This is a genomic window from Anaeromicropila populeti (assembly GCF_900112775.1).
Classification (GTDB): domain Bacteria; phylum Bacillota; class Clostridia; order Lachnospirales; family Lachnospiraceae; genus Anaeromicropila_A; species Anaeromicropila_A populeti.
The window spans coordinates 1-20,697 of the sequence record NZ_FOYZ01000017.1 but is presented as its reverse complement, the minus strand read 5'-3'; the positions used below and the strand labels follow the sequence as shown (position 1 = coordinate 20,697).

Here is a 20,697-nt window from a genome sequence, read left to right as displayed (position 1 = left end):
GAAGAGGTGTAAAGATGAGTAAGCAATATGAAACAGTCATTGGTCTTGAAGTCCATGTGGAATTAGCAACTAAAACAAAAATATTTTGTTCCTGTAGTACAGAGTTTGGTGGTGCACCGAACACCCATACTTGCCCAGTTTGTACAGGTATGCCAGGTTCTCTGCCTGTTTTGAATAAAAAAGTAGTGGAACTTGCCCTTGCGGTAGGGTTAGCAACAAATTGCCAGATTAATCAATATTGTAAATTTGACAGAAAGAATTATTTCTATCCTGATAATCCGCAAAACTACCAAATTTCACAGCTATACCTTCCGATTTGTCATGATGGAGGAATAGAAATCGAAACTTCAGCAGGTAAAAAAGTAGTTGGTATTCATGAAATTCATATGGAGGAAGATGCTGGAAAGCTGATTCATGATGAATGGGATGACTGCTCCCTTGTGGATTTTAATCGTTCTGGGGTACCATTGATTGAAATCGTTTCTGAGCCAGATATGCGCAGTGCAGAGGAAGTGATTGCCTATCTGGACAAGCTGCGGCTGATTATTCAGTATCTGGGTGCTTCAGATTGTAAACTACAAGAAGGATCTATGAGGGCAGATGTGAATTTGTCTGTTCGTGAAGTGGGCGCCAGTGAGTATGGTACCAGAACAGAAATGAAGAATCTAAATTCATTTAAAGCCATTGCCAGAGCAATTGAAGGAGAACGTGCACGACAAATCGAATTAATTGAAGAAGGCGGACAAGTCATTCAGGAAACCAGAAGATGGGACGATACAAAAGAACAATCGTATGCGATGCGTTCGAAAGAGGATGCACAGGATTACCGCTACTTCCCAGATCCAGATTTGGTACCAGTTATGATAAGTGATGAATGGATTTCCAGTATCAGGGGAAACCAGCCAGAACTTCGTAATGAGAAAATGGTTCGTTACAAAGAACAGTACGATATTCCAGAGTATGATATTTCCATTATTACAGGTTCTAAGCATTTAGCGGATCTTTTTGAAGAAACAGTTGCTATCTGCAAGAATCCAAAAAAAGTTTCAAACTGGATTATGGTAGAAACTATGCGTCTTTTAAAGGAACATGATTTGGAACCAGAACAAATCAGGTTTTCACCTGAAAATTTGGCTAAATTAATTCTTTTGGTGGAATCAAAAGCAATTAACGGAAATGTTGCCAAGGAAGTATTTGAAAAAGTATTTGATAAAGATATTGATCCTGAAAAATATGTGGAAGAGAATGGATTGAAATCAGTAAATGACGAAGGTGCTTTGAGAGCAACAATAGAAAGAATTGTAGAGGAAAATCCAAAATCAATTGAAGATTATAAGAGCGGAAAAACAAAAGCAATGGGCTTTTTAGTGGGACAAACCATGAAGGAAATGAAGGGAAAAGCAGATCCGGGAATGATTAACAAGATTTTGAAAGAAGTACTGGATCAGCTTTAACAAATCAATTAAGAAGTATATCATATTGTGTAAAAATATGGTATACTTTTTTGCGTAGTGAGAAATAATAGATAAAAAATAACAGGATAAGGGTGATGGAATGAATCATAAGTATAAGGCATTGTATGCACAATTAGTAGAAAGCTATTATCAAGGTGATTTTGAGGGAACATTTTCTAAAATATTGGAAGAGGCAGAAGAACCAGAAAAAATTAAGGAAGTACTGGCAGTTCTATGTGGTGTGGAGATAGATCAGGCAGATACAGAATTTAATTATACACAAAAAATTATCCATGGGTTAACACAAAATAATGTCAGACAAAAAATTGTACAGAAAGTAAGCTCCTGCAATACGGATTGTGAAAAAGTGGATGGAAAGAGTAAGTGTCAAAGTGTGTGTCCGCTTGATGCTATAGTTAGGGATTTGAACAGTAATGAAAAATGGATTGATGATTCTTTATGCTTAAACTGCGGAAGATGTGTCGAGGTATGTGAAAAAGGAAATTATCTGGACACACAGCAATTCCTGCCTTTAGCTGAAATACTTCGTTCAAAGCAGAAAGTATTTGCCATTGTTGCACCAGCTATTGCCGGACAGTTTGGCAGTGAGGTAACACTGGATCAGTTAAGAGAAGCTTTTTTAAAACTTGGCTTTACAGACATGGTGGAGGTCGCGCTGGCAGCGGATATTCTTAGCCTTAAGGAAGCAATTGAATTTAATGAGCATGTAAAAAAGGAAGGGGACTTTATGATCACTTCCTGCTGCTGTCCTATGTGGGTAGCGGCATTAAGGAAGGTTTATCATGAGTTTATTACAGAGGTATCTCCGTCAGTGTCACCTATGATAGCTATGGCAAGGATATTAAAAAGTTTGGACCAGGACGCAAAGGTTGTTTTTGTGGGACCTTGTGTTGCTAAAAAGGCAGAAGCAAAAGAAAAGGATCTGGCAGGAGATGTGGACTATGTTTTAACTTTTCAGGAACTGGAAATTATTTTTGAGTCACTTCATATTAATCCAGAGAAACTGACAGGTGTGCCAACTGTGGACTACGCTTCTAAGGGAGGCAGAATGTATGGCCGCACAGGCGGTGTATCTTCTGCGGTATGGGATATTGTGGAGCAGATATTTCCAGAAAAAAGAGAATTGTTTCAGGCAGTTCAGGTAGATGGAATGCGAGAATGTAAGGCTTTATTGGATGAACTACGAGAAGGAAAAATTAAGGCAAGCTTTATTGAAGGAATGGGATGTAAAGGTGGTTGTGTAGGTGGTCCAAAGGCAATTGTGGACAAAGATACAGGGAGAGAGGCAGTAGAGAAGATGGCGGTAGATTCTGCGGTGAAGATACCAGTTCATAGTGAAGTACTGTTAAATATGCTAAAAAAGATTGGCGTTGAGGATGTAAAAGATTTGAAACACGGAAATGAAATGTTTGAGAGAAGCTTTCAATAGCAGAGTAAAGAAACAATTACTAAATATATCTTTATTTTACAAAAGCATTATTGTGTATATTTTTATGGATATAAGATTTTACAAAAATGGAAAATATGATATACTAATTAAGTGGAAAAATCAATGTCATTGGCGCTTGCAAGAAGCATACTGATTTGATATGATTAGTATGAATAGAAAGAATTACAATAAACATTGGTGGTGGTTGACATGAAAATTTCTACAAAAGGACGTTATGCATTAAGACTTATGTTAGATTTAGCGTTGCATAATAATGGAGAGTTAGTAAGGATTAAAACAATTGCAGAGCGTCAGGAAATATCAGAGAAGTATTTGGAGCAGATTATTTCTATTTTGAATCGTGCAGGCTTTGTGAAAAGCGTGCGGGGAGCGCAGGGAGGTTATCGCTTGGCCAAGGCACCGGAGCAATATACAGTAGGAATGATTTTGCGGTTAACAGAGGGAAGTCTGGCACCAGTTGCATGTCTGGAGGATGAAGAAAATGTCTGTCATCGTCAGGAGGAATGTGCAACATTAGAAGTATGGACTCGCTTGGATAATGCGATTAAAGGGGTTGTAGATCATATTACTTTGGCAGATTTAGTGGACTGGCAGGTTAACAAAGTAAATAATTACATCATTTAGTAGTTACAGCAGAGAACAGTAAAAATGTTTACGAAAAGAGGAAAATGAGATGGATGAAAAAAGGCGCGCAAAAAGAGTACCAGCACATTTAAGTTTAACAATTTCTTCGCTGTTTAAGCAGGATAATGAGATTGTAATTAACATTAATGCTCCAATCGAAGTAATTGATGTATCAAGAACGGGAATTGGATTTAAGACAGAAAGCAGGTTGCCAGTTGGTTATTATTTTAACGCCAATCTGGAATTAGGGTCTAGTGAATCTTCTATTTTTTCAGTAGTAAAAATTGTTCGAACACAAGTGTTAGAAGGTAAAACTACCATTTATGGGTGTGAATTTGTGGGATTAGCCCCTGTTTTTCACTATATATTCGATGAATATGAAAAACAATTTGAAGAAGAAAATGAATAATAGGATGAAAGAAGAAGCCGCTGTAAAATAGGTAATAAGTACCTATGGAGCAGCGGCTTCACTTTTCTATTCACCATACGTTTCGTAGTATGCAGATTCAGCACGGGACGCTTTTTGATTTCCATTATGACAGCGAGGGTGAAGAAGAGAGCAGTTCCGTCCACAGCCACCGCAGGTCAAAGTAGAAAGATATTCTGAAAGAGTAGGCTTATCTTCTGCCGGACTTTCATCCAAGGTTTCTTCCGTTTCTTCAGTGCTTTCAGTTAAAGCTTCTTCCGTTTCTTCCGTATTTTCAGTTAAAGCTTCTTCCGTTTCTAGCGTATTACTCTGAATAATCTCTTCTGAAACAACAGTCTCTTCCGAAACATAGGTCGTGGTACTTGCTAGTACATAATGATAAGCCGAACGGATGCTGCTGTAAATAATACATAGAGCCAGCGTGGCTGCAAAAAACGATTTTATAATCTTCAGTCGCATAAATAATCCTCCATTTCTTTTGTAGTTATAGTATAAAGCCACAAGTTAAAATGAACTTAAAAGCGAGTATTTTTATTACTTAGTAAATTTTAAGTTGATTTTAAGTTTGTGTACTATGATAAGGGTATAAATTGACAAACGACGTCAGGAGGAATTACGCATGCCAGATAAAAAAACAATTACTTATGAAAGTGAATTTATAGATACCTTAAACCAGTTACTGCGTTCAAATAAAAAATTAGCAGGTGCAAAGTATTTTTTAGATACCACATATCACTACTTCCATTTAAATACGATGAAAACCCGGCGGCCAAAGGTGATTGTGTTAGGAAACAGTATACCAGAAGAGTATATTTATGCAGCGGGTAAAGTACCTTTTTGGATTTTAGGAGGAAGTTTAAGCACAGCTTCCTGGGCTGATGATCTTGTTCCAAGAGATACCGATCCAGTTAGCCAGTCTATGCTGGGATATTTGATGAATGATAAATTTAATTTAGCGAAAGAAGCCGTAATTATTGTACCCGTAACCTGCGACAGTACAAGAAAAATAGTATTTCTTTTAAAAAGAGCAGGTTACCGTGTAATAACAGCTGATATTCCGCCAAATAAACAGGAACCACTGGCATTGTATAAGTGGGTGGAGCAGATGAGGCGCCTGACAGAAGAACTTTCCGCTTACACAGGTCACACAATTACAAGGCAGTCATTACTGGAAGCGTCAAAAGTGACAGACAGAGCAAGAAGACTCATGAGAGAGTTTTTAGAGAGCATAAAGGGAAGAGAACATATTATCAGTGATCCACTGCGCATGGTAATAGTGAATAGCTACTATTATACAGAAAATATTACAAAATGGTGCGGACAGCTCCAAAGCCTTATCAAGGAGATAAAGGCACTTCCATGTTGTTATAATGCCAGCACTATGCGGAACAAGCCCAACGTATTGCTTATGGGATCGCCAGTGGTTTTTCCAAATTATAAAATTCCATTTCTGATTCAGGACATTGGGTTAAGGATTTGTGCAAATGCAGATATTTTAACAGAAAAAATATATTTGGAAGAGGTAAAAAAAACAGGAAGAAAAAAGGAAGATATTTTTCAGGCAATTGCAATGGTACATTATAAGGGAGATTGTTCCGCTGCGTATGCAAACAACAAAACATTGTATGATCGTGTGAGATATCAGATGAAAACAGGAAATATGGAAGGGGTTGTATATCACGTATTAAAGGGTCAGATTGAATATGATTTTGAACTGGCACATTATGAAGAATTGTTTTCTGCATACGGAATTCCAGTATTTCGGCTGGAAACGGATTATCAATATCAGGATGTGGAGCAAATAAGAATCCGAATGGAGGCATTTATGGAAATGCTGGTACAAAATCAATACAGCAGTGGACGATACAAAAGCTATAGCAAGGAGAAAAGAGCATGATGAAAAATAAGAAAACCTATCTATTGACGATGATTGTCACCTGTCTGGTTATAGGATTTGCCTCATATTTTGCATGGAAAATTGAATTTTTTGAATATACATCTGGATTAGAAAATATTACAGGTGGACCAATTAGTTATATCATCGCTTTGCTGCCATTTTTGGTTATTTCTATTCTGTCAGCAGCGGGAATTACTTTATGTATATATATTAGAAAGTATTATATTAAAAAAGATTATGTTGCAGGAAAATTTTGCGAAGAGCGGGCTGGAAGAAGAACTGGCAGAAGAATTGGAGGCCGGCAGGCAGATAAATTCACCTTAATTCGATGGGTAAGCATGATTTCAAGCACTATTTTACTGATTTTTGGAGCAAGAATGTTTGGAACCTGGTTTTCATCCATTGATCTTCCTGTTTTATCCTGTGCTATTGATGGAGAACAGCTGGGAGAATCAGGTTGTTATTATTTAACCCATCTCAGTGATTTATTTACATTGCCATGGAAAGAAATTATCATGTTCCTTCTAAGTTTATTTGGTTTTTTACTGTTATTTGGAAGAATATTTTGTGGTTTTGTTTGTCCCATGGGATTGTTACAAGACATTGTTCATTCTATCCGGCAGGGACTTGGGATAGAGGGCATTTCACTAAATGAAAAGCTATATCAGGGATTAAAACCAGTAAAATGGTTTTTAGTAATTGTATTTTTGTGTTTGTGTTTTGTGGGAGGTAATTTCTGTAACTTCTGTCCAGCAGTCTCATTGACACCAGCATTTGCTGGATTTAAAGTAAGTTTATTTGTGAGTGGCTTTATCATGGTAATGGTAATTGTAGGAAGCTTTTTTAAACGCCGCTTTTGGTGCACCATTTGTCCAATGGGGTATTTGATGGGTCTGGTTTATAAAATCACACCATTCCGGCTGAAAAAAGACTGCCAGTCTTGTACAGAGTGTGGTGCCTGCTATGAAGCCTGTCCAATGGGTATAAAAAGTATTTATACAGAAAGAGAAAATGAAGATGTAACAACAACAGATTGTATTATGTGTGGTGAATGTATTAAAAAATGTCCAGAAAACAATGCACTTTCCTTAAAATTTGCAGGAAAAGATCTTTACAAGGCATCAAGAAAATCATTTATGTTTGGATATAAAGAAATGGAGAAGAAAAATGAGCATAAATAAACAGAATCAAAACTTATCACAGGTTGAGCAGCGACAGAGAGAACGTTTTATTAGTAAGTCAACAAAGGTTGCAGCAAAGTATCTGAGAAGAATGGAAGAACTGCCGGGTGCTCCTGATGAAATAAAACCTTATTTTGAGGTACTTCGTAATATTTATGTGGAGCAAATGAATATCCCTGAAACCAATGGAAAGAAAGCGATTGGAACCTACTGTGTAATGGTACCACAGGAACTTATCTACGCAGCAGGAGCCATACCTGTAAAATTATGCAGTGGAAGTTATACCGCTTTTTCCATTGGAGATGATGTGGTACCAAGGGATGCCTGCCCATTGGTAAAAGCAGTAGTAGGATTTCAGACTATGGGAACTATGCCTATATACAGAGACTGCGCTTTGATGGTTGTACCTGTAACCTGCGATTGCAAAAAGAAAATTGCGGGAATGCTGGGGGAAATGGTTCCTACATTTTCTCTTCATGTTCCCTCTTCCAAATCAGAAGATGAAGATATGGAACAGTTTGTTCTGGAACTTTATCAGCTTATAAAGGTACTTGAACAGGCTACTGGACAGAAGGTTACGTATGAAAGCTTGATAGAGGGGATGGAACAAGTTGCATATGCACAGTATGAATTTTCTAGATTTCTTGAGTATAGAAGGCAGACGCCTGCGTTAATAAAAGGAACCCATGTAATGGCTATGATGAATGCCTATTCTTACATGCCCGTTGAAAAATGGAGCAGTCAGTTAAAGAGGTTAAATGCAAGGCTGGAACAAAACAAGAAAAATAAGCTTTACGCAGCAAAAGAAAATCAGCCAAGAATTATGATAACAGGCTCCCCTGTTATTTTTCCAAACATTAAGCTTCCGTTGCTAATAGAAGAAATGGGAGGCAGTCTGATAGGGGATGAAACCTGTATGGGGGAAAGGATGCTGTATGACCCAGTGGCAGTGGTGGATGAAAGCTTTGATGGATTAATTCGGGCAATTGCCAACCGCTATACAAGACCATGTACCTGTCCTACCTTTGTAGACAATACACAGCGGATTTATCGGATTAAACAGATGATTAAAGACCAGAAGGTACAGGGGGTAATTTATCATGTGTTACGTGGCTGCTTAGTATATGATTATGAGTATCAGGTGTTGGAAGAAGAACTAGGCAAAATTGGGATTCCTGTAATCAGGGTAGAAAGCGATTATAACGAAGAAGATATAGAGCAGTTACGTATTCGTATTGAAGCTTTTATTGAAATGATCAAGTTAGGAGGAAATAAGAATGGCAGATAATTATTATGCAGGACTAGATGGCGGTTCTACTTATCTCAAAGCCGCATTACTATGTGGAACAAGGGTAGTGAATACTATGGTATGTAATACAGGAATCGACAACAACACGTCAGCAAAACAGTTAATTGGAAGATTGTGTGAAAAGGAAGGAATACGTGATTCTGATATAAAATACATTATGGCAACTGGCTACAGTCGTAAAATTATTGACATTGCTGATGATGATATATCTGAGATTACAGCCCATGCCTTTGGAGTGCGGCTGACTGCCCCAGAAGGCTATCGGCCAGGAATGATTATTGATATCGGAGGTCAGGACAGTAAAATTATATATCTGGATCATCAATATACAGTAAAAAATTTTACGATGAATGATAAATGTGCAGCAGGAACAGGAAAATTTATGGAGGTAATTGCACAAATTTTAGAGACCACTATTGATCAGGTAGGTCCATTATCTCTGGAAAGTACAGCACCATGTGATATTAACAGTACTTGTGTAGTTTTTGCCCAGTCTGAGGTGATTTCGTTGATTGCAAGAAAATATGACAGAAAAGATATTTTAGCAGGAATGCATCTTTCCATGGCAAAGCGTATTATTAAAATGATGAAAAAGTCTGAAAAAGGCGGTGATATTCTTATGACAGGCGGAGGAGCATTGAATATTGGAATACACAAGGCATTTGAGGAAGAAATGATGCGGGATGTTTATGTTGCAAATCATCCACAGTTTAATGGTGCTATTGGTGCGGCGCTTATCGCCAGTGGGAGGGCATAGATATGGGAATTGCAATGATGCTTCAGGCAGGGGCAGTGGGGCTGGGATGTGGGACCTGTTGTAGCCCAGCTATTAGTGTGTTCTTATCCACCTATATATTGTCCAGGGGAAAGGGGATGAAAAAATCACTTTTTTCATTTGCCACGTTTTTTCTTGGAAAGATAGCAGCAGTAGTACTTTTATGTGGGATAGCAGCAGTTGTTGGACAACAGTTCATTGATACCAATGGAAATATTGGCAGCTTTCAGTTTCGTTTTATGCTGCAATTAGTTACGGTTGGAACAGGGATGTTGTTAGTGATAAAATGGTTTTATGACAGGGGGAAAACAAGGAGCTGCAAAAGCTGTAAAGGATGTGGAACACCAAAGAGGAAAGCAGGAAAGGGAGAATTACCTGTATTTACAGTAGGATTTTTATATGGAATTACACCATGTGCGCCACTACTTATGGTACTTGGTTATACGGCAGCATTGAGTCCTGTGTCTGCTGTTTGTGCAGGAATCCTGTTTGCCTTTGCAACAATTGTCACTCCAGTACTTCTTTTGGTGGTCATTTCAGGAGTGTTATCAAAAAAAATTGCCGAGGAAATTCCTGGCTATTTGGAATGGCTCCGTTTAGGATGTTATGTGGCACTAACGGTGTTTTCTTTTATCAGTTTGTTGTAAAGATAAAAAGATATGTGATAAAATGAACAGTAGAAAATAACGGAAGGTGGATATAATGAAGCTATTATTTGCAGAAGACGACAGGGATATATCAAGGGCAGTTGTTACTTTATTAGAGCGGAGTAACTACGCAGTAGACCCAGTGTTTAATGGATTGGATGCACTGGACTATGCCAAGCATGGAGACTATGACGGAATTATCTTGGATATTATGATGCCAAAGATGAATGGGATTCAGGTGCTGGAGCAGCTTAGAAGGGATGGTATAAAGACACCTGTCATGATGCTTACTGCTAAAGGCGAAATGGATGACCGGGTTCTAGGACTGGATTCCGGTGCTGATGATTATCTGACTAAACCATTTGCTGGACGGGAACTGATTGCACGGGTGAGAGCACTTCTGCGCAGAAGTGGCGAATACATTTCCGACTGCCTTACCTTTGGGGACATTCAGCTGGATAGAGGAACCTACTGCCTGTCCTGTAATGAAAAATCAGTACATCTGAGCAGTAAGGCATTTCAAATGATGGAAATGTTTATTTTGTCTCCACGTAAAATTATTTCTATGAATCAGTTTATGGAGCATATCTGGGGATGGGATTCGGAGGCAGAAATAAATGTGGTATGGGTTAACATCTCATTTTTAAGAAAGAAAATGGCGGAAATCGGTTCGAGGTGTGAGATTCGGGCTACAAGAGGAGTAGGATATTCTTTGGAGGACTGCCTATGATTGGAAAAGTACGGTGGAAATTTATTTGGATGTCTGTTTCTGCAATGGCAGTCTGTACAGCAGTTATAATAGCAGCAATTAACCTGGTTAACTATTATTATTTAAATAGTGAACTGGAGAAAGTAATTTCAGAGACAAGCTTAAATCAGGGAGAACTTCCGGAATACTGGAAAAACCATGTTGGAAGAAAGAATGAGAAATTTCAGGTTGCAGCATCACAATATGAGAATCAGTATTTTTCTGTTTGGATTTATGAAGACGGTGACAAACAAGTTGTAGATTTAAAACATATTAACAATGTCACAGAGGAAGAAGCAATAGATTTGGCCAATAAAGCTCTGGAATTGAACAAGGAAAAAGGAAGAATTGGGAATTACAAATATGCTGTATTTTCAGAAAATGACAATTTAAAAATAGTAACGATTTTTAATTGTGAGTCCCATTTTTATAATATTTATTCTCTCAGATGGATTTCTGTTTCAATTGGCCTTGTTGGTTTATTATGTGTGTTTCTGTTTGTTGTGTTAATGTCTGGGAAGGCAGTTAAGCCGCTAATCGAAAGTGATAAAAAGCAGAAACGTTTTATTACAGATGCCGGACATGAATTGAAAACACCGCTTACGGTAATTGCAACAAACATGGATATATTGGCAATGGATATTGGCAATAATGAGTGGGTGGAAAATACACAAAAGCAAGTGACGACTATGAGAAAATTAGTAAATCATCTGGTTTCCTTATCCCGGATGGAGGAAGAGGAGGTTGTTCTGGATATGCAGCGGTTTAACCTAAGTCATGCAGTAACAGATACGACAGCTTCCTTTGCAGCAGTTGCTGAATTTGAGGGCAAAACATTTTGCTATGAAGTAGAGCCAGATATTTTCATCAATGGAAATGAAGGTGCTATTCGTCAACTGGTGGCAATTTTATGTGATAATGCAATCAAGTACTGTGTAGATGAAGGTGATATTCGGCTGAATCTGCGAAGCAAAGGGAAGAAGGCAGTGCTGGATATTAGCAACAGGTGTGATGTTGAGATGGATTCAAAAAGTATGAATTGCTTTTTCGATCGCTTTTACAGAGCTGATGAGTCCAGAAGCCGGGAAAATGGAAAAACCAGCTATGGGTTAGGCCTTTCAATAGGAAAATCAATAGTAGAGAAGCACCATGGACAGATTAGTGTACAGCAAAGAGAAGGAGGAAGAATTGGATTTACCGTCATCATTTAGGAGGTAGAAATTTCTAGTTATGCAGAAACATCCCCTGCGTCCTGTGTCTGGAGCAAGGGATGTTTCTGTTTATTTTATGCCCGGATATCAAAGGTATATCGTTTGATAGAGGCAGCAGATTCTTTCTGAGCAATAAAGTCGTTCACAATATCTACCTGTGGGTCTTCTTTAATAAATTCAGAAGATACCTGATAGCCAAGCTCTCGAAGTTTTGCGTCTGCTAAATTAATGTTTTTCTTCAATAATTTTCGACTAAAATCATCTTGTACATAATATTTACTCTCTAGTTTTCTTCCCGATAAAGTAAGGAAAATATCCAAAGAACCTAGGTGTTCCTTATCTAAGCGTAATAAAACTTTGAGACTGGATGGATCCGTTTGCAGCTCCTTCTTCTTTGTATAAACGTATAAATCAGCGTGAGCAGAACCGTTTTCAGAAAATAACGGCAGCTGCATATAAGGGAAAACGTCATTTAAAAGCTGCATAAATTGCAGATTGCTTTTCATAGAATGTATATCTGCTGCAAAGCCACTTTCTTCGTCTGTTAGGGAAGAGGTTTTTAATAGTAAATCCAATTGTTGCGTTTTTTGAAAAAGCTTATCATAATAGCCTTGAATACTGCCTGTCTTTTTCAAATCCTTTGGGCTTAAAAACCAGTTTCTTCGCAGTGATTCACTCATTATAAGAGGAAAGGCAGGTGATTCTAGTAATTGAATCAGTTCTTTAGAATCAGAAACAGGAATCGCTGATTTTAGTGCAGAGACTACGTCTGCTAAAGAAGCCTGGCCGCTTTGAATACTTTTTATTAATGCATCGGAATTTGGTATTTTTTCAAAAAAAGAAATTAAATCTTCCCGCTGATTTACATCGAAAAATCCGCCAACTAGCTGATTCTCTTTTAAGTACTCTTGATAAAGCTGGTTAATGGATTGAATCTCAGGCTGATCAAAAACCTCCACCGTTTTCGGAACTTCTGATAACAGATTTGTAATCTCTGTAGTAGTTAGGGAATCTGCATTTTCTATGGATGCTAGTGCTTCTTGAGCATTTCGTTCATCAATGAAAAGGGCATTCTGATAGCATTTGGAAATGCTAAGCTGTAAATCAGTCAGAGTTGCTGTCCCCTGTTCGATTGCTTCACGCTCTTCTCCTGACATTCCAAAGGTATCCAAAATAGAAAGCAGATCTTCCTTTGCGTCATTAGAAGAAAAAATATAGGGGGCGGTAACCAGGTTCTGTTGTGCTGACTGATCTGAACTAGAATCCACAATGGCAAGCAGTTTTTCAGCAAAAGATTGAATTTGTTCTGGTTCACCCATACTAAGGATTTCCTTCAGCATACCTGGAAATTCCCTGATTAAGGACTGGAGATTATCAGCCAGATAGTGCTGGGAGCTTCTATAGTTCTCAAACTGAGTTGCATTTTCAGCCGTTGTAGGAATATTTAATTTGTTCATTAGTACAATTGAACTGACTCCAATGTCTTTTAACTCATAGGACTGCTTTAAAATGTTCAAAATGCTTTGCTTGTTTATCGGCATCTGGTTGCGGATAAGAGAAAGCACAATTTCCTGGTTCCTTTCGTTTTTTGGTAAACCTGCTTCTTCTAATGCTTTAAACATTGTATTGCTTTCCATTAAGGTAGTGCTGAAGGGGATCGCCTGTAGGCTGATTTTCCCAGGCATGATCTGAGCCACCTTGAAGGCGGCAACATCTCCAATGGAAAGCCAGCTGACATGATCCAGGCGTCCTGTTACCTTTGTATTGTCATCCAGTAACACAGTCACCTCATTATTTCGTAAATCCGTTACTTCACCTTTGATTACTTGTCCCTCTGTCAGCTGTCTGATAGGAGCCCGGGCACCGTAATCGCTCATTCTCCCAACAGACTGTCCAGTGCCTTTAGGAGCACTCCTTTGGTTTATTGTTGTCTGGGAGGGATTAATTTTTTTACTTGATAAGTCCACTTCACGCCTCCTTTCTGCCAAACATGAATTTTCTATTTATTATATCGGTTATACTGTTAAAATGAAATAGCTATTTTGCAATTAAGTTTACTCTTGACAAGAATAAAAAAAAGTAGTATAAATAAAGCATATAAAACATAGCGAAATAGTATGAATTAGAGAGGATGAATAGAATGGCAAATATCGCAAAAAAGTTGACAGATTTAATTGGAAATACTCCACTTCTGGAGTTGAGTCATTATGAGCAGGAGGAAAGGCTGGAGGCAGCTGTTATTGCAAAGCTGGAATATTTTAATCCACTGGGAAGTGTAAAGGATCGGGTGGCATATGCCATGATAGAAGAGGGAATCCAACAGGGGAAGATTAATCATGAAACAGTACTGATCGAACCAACTAGTGGAAATACGGGGATTGGGCTGGCATTTGTGGCAGCTTCCAAGGGATTAAGGCTTATTCTGACGATGCCAGAAACAATGAGCATTGAAAGACGGAGAATTGTCTCAGCACTGGGAGCAGAGGTGGTTCTGACACCAGGACAGGAGGGAATGCCAGGTGCCATTCGGAAAGCAGAAGAATTAGTGAAGGAATATGGGAATGCGGTAATTCCACAGCAATTTGAGAATCCGGCTAATCCCGCAGTTCACCGCCTAACAACCGCAGAGGAAATATGGAAGGATACAGATGGAAAGGTAGACATTTTTGTTGCAGGGGTAGGAACAGGTGGAACGGTAACAGGGAATGGAGAGGCATTAAAAGAGAAAAATCCAGATATAAAAATAGTTGCGGTTGAGCCGAAGGATTCTCCTGTTCTTTCTAGTGGAAAGCCTGGCTCCCATAAGCTTCAGGGAATAGGAGCTGGCTTTATTCCTAAAATTATGAATCTGGACATTGTGGATGAGATTATTCAGGTGGAGAATGAAGAGGCATTCCAGGCATCCAGAAAAATCGCCCAGTTAGAAGGCCTTCTGGTCGGTATTTCTTCTGGAGCTGCACTGCATGCGGCAACAGTACTGGCAAAACGACCAGAAAATAAAGGGAAAAATATTGTAGTGCTGTTACCTGATACGGGAGAAAGATATTTATCTACACCACTATTTGAATAAAAATTGATTGACAAACAAACTAAAATGGATTATTGTATTAATGTAGTAATACAATAATTCGTTTTTTGCGTTATGTAGATTAGAGTAAGGTGGGATAGTATGTTAGAAATTAAGAGCTTAACGAAAAAGTATGGAAAATCGCTGGCTGTAGATAATGTTTCTTTTACCATACCAGCAGGAGAAGTCGGCATTTTATTAGGACCAAATGGTGCTGGTAAATCTACTATTATTAAGAGTATGGCAGGACTGTTGAAATACCAGGGAGATGTTCTCATGAACGGATTGTCTGCCCGTACCATTGAGGCAAAAAGAAGATTTGCATATGTGCCAGAAATGCCATCAATGTATGAGGCACTGACAGTTCAAGAGCACATTGAATTTATTAAGCGGGCATATGGTGTGGAGGCAGAAGAAGGATTTGAAGAAAACTTATTAAAGCGCTTTGAACTATGGGATAAAAAGGATAAGCTGGGAAATGAATTATCAAAGGGAATGATGCAGAAGGTAAGCATTTGCTGTGCTTTAATGATACGCCCAAAAGTGATTTTGTTTGATGAGCCTATGATTGGATTAGACCCTAAGGCAATTAAGGAGCTAAAGGAAGTGATTTTAGAATTAAAGACAGAAGGTGCAACGGTTCTAGTAAGTACTCATATGCTGGAAATGGTGAAGGAACTATGGGATATTATGTTTATTATGAATAAGGGAAAAATAGTAGGTTCTTTTCGTAAGACGGATGCTTTGGAGCAGGACATCGAAGAAATATTTTTTGGAATAACGGGTGGTGAGGAAAAATGAGTCTGATAGGATATCTTTATCGAACAGCCTTTAAAAATAAATTAAAAAAGGCGCTGAAAAAGCCAGTTACTTACATTTATTTTGTTTTGGTTGGAATTTATCTGGTTTCATTCTTTGTTTCTTTACCAGGGCTGGTGGAGAAGCTAAATATGGCAAATCCAGAGGGACTGATTATAGTATTGTCGTTTACGGCTATTTTATTTCTTCCACTTAATTTTATGTCTTATGCAAAAAGGAAGGGTCTGGTTTTTAAACAGAGTGATGTTCAGTTTTTGTTTACCATGCCAGTTCATCCTAAGCTGGTGCTTCTATATGCCCATCTCCGTACTATTATTATGGGACTGGTTTTGGCTGCTTTCTTAGTGCCAGCTGGTGTAATTATGTTTCATGTACCAATATGGAAAATGCTTTTATATTTTATAGGTGCCACTGTGGTAGAAAATGTTCTGGAAGGTTCTATTATGCTGCTCCTTTACGGAAATGAACGTTTTAGTGAAAAAACAGTAAAAGTATTTGGACATCTGCTTATGGCATTTCTATTTGCCATGATGGCTTATATTATTTATTTATTTTTACAGGATAAAAATGCGCTTCGTTTTATACATACCCTTGTAGAAAATCGCGTATTTCAAGCTATTCCAGTAATCGGATGGAGTATTTCTTTTTACAGACTGCTTCTCCTTGGACCGACTACATTAAATGTTATCTGCACAGCGTTGTATTTTTTAACAACCATTGTGTTTTTAGTGATGGCAGTAAAAATGAAATGTACTGGCTTGTTCTATGAAGATGCTATGAAGTTTGCAGATGATTATGAAGAGGCATTGAAAAAGACCAGGCGAGGTGAAATGGCACTGGTTGGGAAGAGGAAAAGGTTTGGAAGAGCCTCGATTACCTATAAGGGAAGTGGAGCAAAGGCAATTTACTACAAACAGATCTTAGAGTATAAGAAAAACAGAACTTTTATTTTCGGCTGGAATACTTTGATTTCGTTAGCTGTGGGAATTGTAGGAGTGTTTTTATTCCGGGATGAGGATGTGAAGAATATGGGAATGTTTGTTCTTCCTGGAGTTTCCGCCTACATTTGTTTTATTTTTAGTGGATACAGTGGTAAATGGGGAAAGGAAATTGTAAATCCGTATACGTTTCTGATTCCCGATTCTACGGTGAAAAAACTATGGTATGCAACCTTGGTGGAGCATTATCGGTCTATTGTAGACGGACTGCTGATTTCCATTCCAATCGGAGTTGTATTAAGGCTTACACCACTGCAAATCGTGTTGGGACTATTTATTTACGTCTGTTTACAGGCAAATAAGCTGTATGTTTTAGTACTTGCGGAAGCACTAATCGGGAATACTTTGGGGCAGTTTGGAAAACAGCTCTTTAAAATGATATTTCAGGGGATTGCAATTGGCATAGGTGCCATTGGGGCGTTTTTAGGAACACTGCTTTGGAATCTGGAGTTTGGCTATTTTATAATGATTGTAATCTGTGGTTTGATTACATTAGCTGAATTTTATGGAGCGTCTACCTTGTTTTACAGAATGGAGAATAATAGTTAACAGGTATTGAAAAAGTCTGGTTTTATAGTCATTTCGGTGAGTATGAGCCAGACTTTTTTGTATCATTTTCTAAAGTAAAAGCTTGACGGGCAGGGAAAATATGACATATAATTTAATTGGAAATTGCAGTTTACAAGCTTTTTTGTAAAGTGTAATTTGCTGACTAAATAAATAAGGGAGAAAATCGGATGAAGAATAGGAAAATAATGTCGTATCGGGTGATAGCTGTCTGGTTAGTGTTAGGTATGTTACTGGCACCTTGGGCAAATGTGAGAGTGTCGGCAGACACCATAGTGTCCATAGACACCAGTAAAGAAGAGGCTGTTGGGGAAAGGCAAACTACAACGAATCCTGTATTTCAGGGAGATGGCTATCAGGTAGAATTCTGTGTGGAAGCCCAGTGGGCAGGGAATTTTAATGGTAGTATTACGGTAACAAATACCAGTGACAGGGTAATCGATAACTGGGCACTGAAATTTGAACTTCCTCATGAAATCACGACTATATGGAATGCAGATATTTGGTCCCATGAGGATAATACATATATAGTAAAAAATATGACATGGAATCAAGACATTCCAGCAGGTGGAAGTGTCAACATTGGGTTCTGTGCAAGCTGTGAAAATGAGATAACGGTACCAGAAGCTTATTGGATTCTGGAAGCAGAGCGTTCTGTTTCTAGTGGCTATGAGATTACTTATGAGCCACTGAACGACTGGGGGACAGGCTTTACCGGGCAAATTAATCTTTTTAACCATTCGGAGGAGGTATTGGAGGACTGGTTACTGGAATTTGATTTTGGCAGAACAATAGAACAATTTTGGACAGCGGAGATAGTCAGTCATGTGGGGAGTCATTATATCATAAAAAATGCAGGATACAATGGGAATATCCAACCAGGTGAAGCAATTGTACTGGGATTTTGTGGAACAGCAGGTGAGGGCAATACAGAGCCAGAGAATTTTGTATTGAAGGATAAGAAGTTGGTGGAGGTGGCAACACCAGAAGTGACGAAGACGCCAGTTGTGACGGAAATACCAGAGGTGACGGAGACGCCAGAGGTAACAGCGACACCAGAAGTAACGGTAACACCAGAAGTAACGGTAACACCAGAAGTAACGGCAATCCCAGAAGTAACGGTAACGCCAGTTGTGACGGCAACCCCAGAAGACAGTGATCAGGATGCACTGCCAGATGAGTATGAATTATCCGTATTGTATCCTATTCTTCTTATGCAGAATAGTGAAATCTGTGAGTTTGGAGATATTTTAGCAACAGATGATTACGATCAGGATGGGCTGACCAATATAGAAGAATATGAACTGGGGACAGAGCCAGGTGTAAAGGATACGGATGGAGATGGTCTTTCGGATGGGGAAGAGGTCAACGTGCATTTTACCGATCCGACCGCCTATGATACGGATCAAGATGGGCTAGGTGATGGAACTGAAATTTTAAATGGTTCCGATCCGTTAAAGAAAGACTCAGATGGAAATGGTATGCCAGATGGGCAGGAACGGGTAGAGAATCAAAAGCTTACGAAGGAAGTATATGCCGCATTGGATTTTGAGGCAATTAAGGTGATTCCTTCTATCTCAGTGACTGGTTCTGGTGATTACAGCAGTCAAATTGTGTTAGAAGATGATTCCTATAATGGTATGTACAGTGAACTGGATTATCTGGTCAGTTCGGTTCTTCATTTTTCCCATGATGAGGAAATGGAGTATGAAAGTGCAAAGATATCCTTTGAGATCAGTGAGGAAATATTAGATAAACATAATATTGAGAATTTGTCCATTGTAAGAATAGAAGATGGAGTAGTTATTCCCATTCTCTCCACAGTAGATACAGAAAATAATGTGGTTTCAGCTGAGGTAGATGAACTGTGTTATTATGCAGTAGAGGATCGGGCAGAGAGAAACAGTGAAACAAATGTGCTAAATACATCTTGTTGTATGGAAAGCGAAACCGTTGACATTTTATTCTTTATTGATACCACTTATAATAAGGATAAATATATTAGTAGGGTGGAAGATGCAACTCGACTTATGTTTTCTTATTATCAAAGTACAAAAATAAATATCCGTTACGGTTTGGTTACCTATAGTGATGTAAATTCTTATTATCAACAGTCATATGTAATGAGATACTATGGATGGTATGATGATGTCAAGTTATTCAAGAAAATATTGGAAAATATTAAATTGAGTAATTATGATGCTGATACGATACCATATAGCACTTGTATGAACTATTATGGAAGATTAGTTGGAAATATGTTTGATCGTATGGAAAGTGCTTGTTCCTATTTTTCTTCCTTCAATACAAAGAAAATCTTATATGTTATGTCTGATTATGAAAATTACGTTGAAAGATTTAACGATCGCTATTATAACCGTACTAATGTATATACAAAAAATAATATCTATTTGATATTTCAAGAATATATCGATAGTTCTACTTTCTGGAGTACGCCTCACATATTATATGAGTTTATTAAATACGTAGAACATGAACAATTTTGGTGTCAAACAGGACATTTTGCCTGGTTCATTGATACTATGGAAGAATATGATTTTTGGGGGGATTCCGTTGGAACAGAAACCGCTAATACAGGAGATTACGATGATTCAGATGACTACGAATATGTCCGCCTATCCGATTACTCCATTGTAAAAGTCAGCACCGATCCAACAGTAGACAGTGACGGGGATGGTATTCCAGATCAGTCAGAGTTGGCAGAGATAAATACAACGTGGTATGATGGTTACGGGAATGGGGTAGAAGTCTATAATTATCGTTCCAATCCGGCAAAAGCAGATACCGATGGGGACACCATTCCAGATGGAGAGGACTCTGAACCAAAGAAATACAATGTAATCCCAGTAAGCTATGGTGAATCTGGAATTGTCCTGTTAAATACCAATAAGGCATTTAATATTTTATTTGACGATGATTATACGTTGGAGCAATTTGTGAAAGAGTATCGGACAAGATGGGTACGGCTTGAAAAAGCTACCTTGGAAGGAACCTATTCCCTGCTGCAAGTTTGTAAGCGGATGAACTATAGTTTGGAGGAATTGGAAGTCATACATTTTATTGACAGAGGAATTGTACAATACTGCGTACAGGATAAAAGTGAATTGTTCCGTTGTAGATTATTTGAGAAAATTACAGGCTGTCAGGTCGTGTATTCTGAATCACAGGTTTTAAGTACAAGTCCTGAAATAGAGTATGTGAAGAAGAAAGAGGCAGTAGCCTATTTTAAGCTTCCTTCCAAGTGGGCTGCATGGAAATCTTATTTTTCAGATGGACTGGAGCAGATTATTCTTGGGAAGTTTACGGAGAAAGGTACGGTCATCGGCACAGTGGGAGAGGTAGGACTAGCCTTTACTGGAGTAGATGTGTATCAAGATCTTCGTGACTTAACACATGATATTATAACCTGGGAAACTACCTGGGAGCACTTCGGGGAAACGGCATTAGACGGCATTGGTCTGATTCCGCTTGTGGGGGCACT

At 38.4% G+C, this 20,697-nt stretch carries 17 protein-coding genes; 15 read left to right on the top strand and 2 right to left on the bottom strand.

What is annotated here, in order from left to right; all coding sequences use genetic code 11:
- Positions 1 to 14: 14 nt before the first annotated feature.
- The 4 genes from gatB (at position 15) to BM305_RS16405 (ending at position 3,958) form a co-directional block, all read left to right on the top strand.
- A complete protein-coding gene (gatB, locus tag BM305_RS16420; protein ID WP_092563324.1) occupies positions 15 to 1,454 on the top strand; it encodes an Asp-tRNA(Asn)/Glu-tRNA(Gln) amidotransferase subunit GatB in 1,440 nt (479 codons plus the stop codon).
- Positions 1,455 to 1,554: 100 nt separating this feature from the next.
- Positions 1,555 to 2,904 (top strand): [Fe-Fe] hydrogenase large subunit C-terminal domain-containing protein, encoded by a 1,350-nt coding sequence (locus BM305_RS16415; RefSeq protein WP_092563322.1) that lies wholly within the window; start codon positions 1,555 to 1,557, stop codon positions 2,902 to 2,904.
- 210 nt (positions 2,905 to 3,114) lie between these two features.
- Entirely contained in the window at positions 3,115 to 3,549 is a 435-nt protein-coding gene (locus BM305_RS16410) for an RrF2 family transcriptional regulator (protein WP_092563319.1), read from the top strand.
- A gap of 49 nt (positions 3,550 to 3,598) precedes the next feature.
- Positions 3,599 to 3,958, top strand: a complete 360-nt coding sequence (locus BM305_RS16405) for a PilZ domain-containing protein (RefSeq protein WP_092563316.1) — start codon at positions 3,599 to 3,601, stop codon at positions 3,956 to 3,958.
- A 66-nt stretch (positions 3,959 to 4,024) separates the two neighbouring features.
- Here BM305_RS16405 and BM305_RS16400 read toward each other — a convergent pair whose 3' ends face one another.
- Positions 4,025 to 4,435, bottom strand: a complete 411-nt coding sequence (locus tag BM305_RS16400; RefSeq protein ID WP_092563313.1) for a hypothetical protein — start codon at positions 4,433 to 4,435, stop codon at positions 4,025 to 4,027.
- A gap of 160 nt (positions 4,436 to 4,595) precedes the next feature.
- On the opposite strand from BM305_RS16400, the gene BM305_RS16395 reads away from it, so the two are divergent.
- The 7 genes from BM305_RS16395 to BM305_RS16365 are packed head-to-tail and all read left to right on the top strand — an operon-like array spanning position 4,596 to position 11,744.
- Positions 4,596 to 5,873: a 2-hydroxyacyl-CoA dehydratase family protein gene (locus tag BM305_RS16395; protein ID WP_092563310.1), complete on the top strand. Its 1,278-nt coding sequence runs from the start codon at positions 4,596 to 4,598 to the stop codon at positions 5,871 to 5,873.
- Positions 5,870 to 7,054 carry a 4Fe-4S binding protein gene (locus BM305_RS16390; RefSeq protein ID WP_092563307.1) on the top strand — a complete coding sequence of 395 codons (1,185 nt, stop codon included), beginning with the start codon at positions 5,870 to 5,872 and terminating at the stop codon, positions 7,052 to 7,054. The genes BM305_RS16395 and BM305_RS16390 overlap by 4 nt, the downstream gene beginning before the upstream one ends.
- Positions 7,041 to 8,342 carry a 2-hydroxyacyl-CoA dehydratase subunit D gene (locus BM305_RS16385; RefSeq protein WP_092563304.1) on the top strand — a complete coding sequence of 434 codons (1,302 nt, stop codon included), beginning with the start codon at positions 7,041 to 7,043 and terminating at the stop codon, positions 8,340 to 8,342. The genes BM305_RS16390 and BM305_RS16385 overlap by 14 nt, the downstream gene beginning before the upstream one ends.
- Positions 8,332 to 9,120 (top strand): acyl-CoA dehydratase activase, encoded by a 789-nt coding sequence (locus tag BM305_RS16380; RefSeq protein WP_092563301.1) that lies wholly within the window; start codon positions 8,332 to 8,334, stop codon positions 9,118 to 9,120. The genes BM305_RS16385 and BM305_RS16380 overlap by 11 nt, the downstream gene beginning before the upstream one ends.
- A gap of 2 nt (positions 9,121 to 9,122) precedes the next feature.
- Positions 9,123 to 9,785 carry an urease accessory protein UreH domain-containing protein gene (locus tag BM305_RS16375; RefSeq protein ID WP_092563298.1) on the top strand — a complete coding sequence of 221 codons (663 nt, stop codon included), beginning with the start codon at positions 9,123 to 9,125 and terminating at the stop codon, positions 9,783 to 9,785.
- Between the two features lie 55 nt (positions 9,786 to 9,840).
- Complete coding sequence (locus BM305_RS16370; protein WP_092563295.1) at positions 9,841 to 10,515, top strand: response regulator transcription factor; 675 nt, start codon at positions 9,841 to 9,843, stop codon at positions 10,513 to 10,515.
- The gene (locus BM305_RS16365; protein ID WP_092563292.1) at positions 10,512 to 11,744 is read left to right on the top strand and encodes a sensor histidine kinase; all 1,233 of its coding nucleotides are present in this window, start codon (positions 10,512 to 10,514) and stop codon (positions 11,742 to 11,744) included. Before BM305_RS16370 ends, BM305_RS16365 begins: the two co-directional genes overlap by 4 nt.
- A 74-nt stretch (positions 11,745 to 11,818) precedes the next feature.
- Here BM305_RS16365 and BM305_RS16360 read toward each other — a convergent pair whose 3' ends face one another.
- A complete protein-coding gene (locus BM305_RS16360; RefSeq protein ID WP_092563289.1) occupies positions 11,819 to 13,711 on the bottom strand; it encodes a flagellar hook-length control protein FliK in 1,893 nt (630 codons plus the stop codon).
- Positions 13,712 to 13,884: 173 nt separating this feature from the next.
- On the opposite strand from BM305_RS16360, the gene cysK reads away from it, so the two are divergent.
- The 4 genes from cysK to BM305_RS16340 all read left to right on the top strand — a co-directional run.
- Positions 13,885 to 14,814 (top strand): cysteine synthase A, encoded by a 930-nt coding sequence (gene cysK / locus BM305_RS16355; RefSeq protein WP_092563286.1) that lies wholly within the window; start codon positions 13,885 to 13,887, stop codon positions 14,812 to 14,814.
- 99 nt (positions 14,815 to 14,913) lie between these two features.
- Entirely contained in the window at positions 14,914 to 15,612 is a 699-nt protein-coding gene (locus tag BM305_RS16350) for an ABC transporter ATP-binding protein (protein ID WP_092563283.1), read from the top strand.
- Complete coding sequence (locus BM305_RS16345; protein WP_092563280.1) at positions 15,609 to 17,177, top strand: putative ABC exporter domain-containing protein; 1,569 nt, start codon at positions 15,609 to 15,611, stop codon at positions 17,175 to 17,177. Before BM305_RS16350 ends, BM305_RS16345 begins: the two co-directional genes overlap by 4 nt.
- Before the next feature lie 188 nt (positions 17,178 to 17,365).
- On the top strand, positions 17,366 to 20,697 hold a 3,332-nt coding region (locus BM305_RS16340; protein ID WP_177214776.1), incomplete at its 3' end, for a cellulose binding domain-containing protein.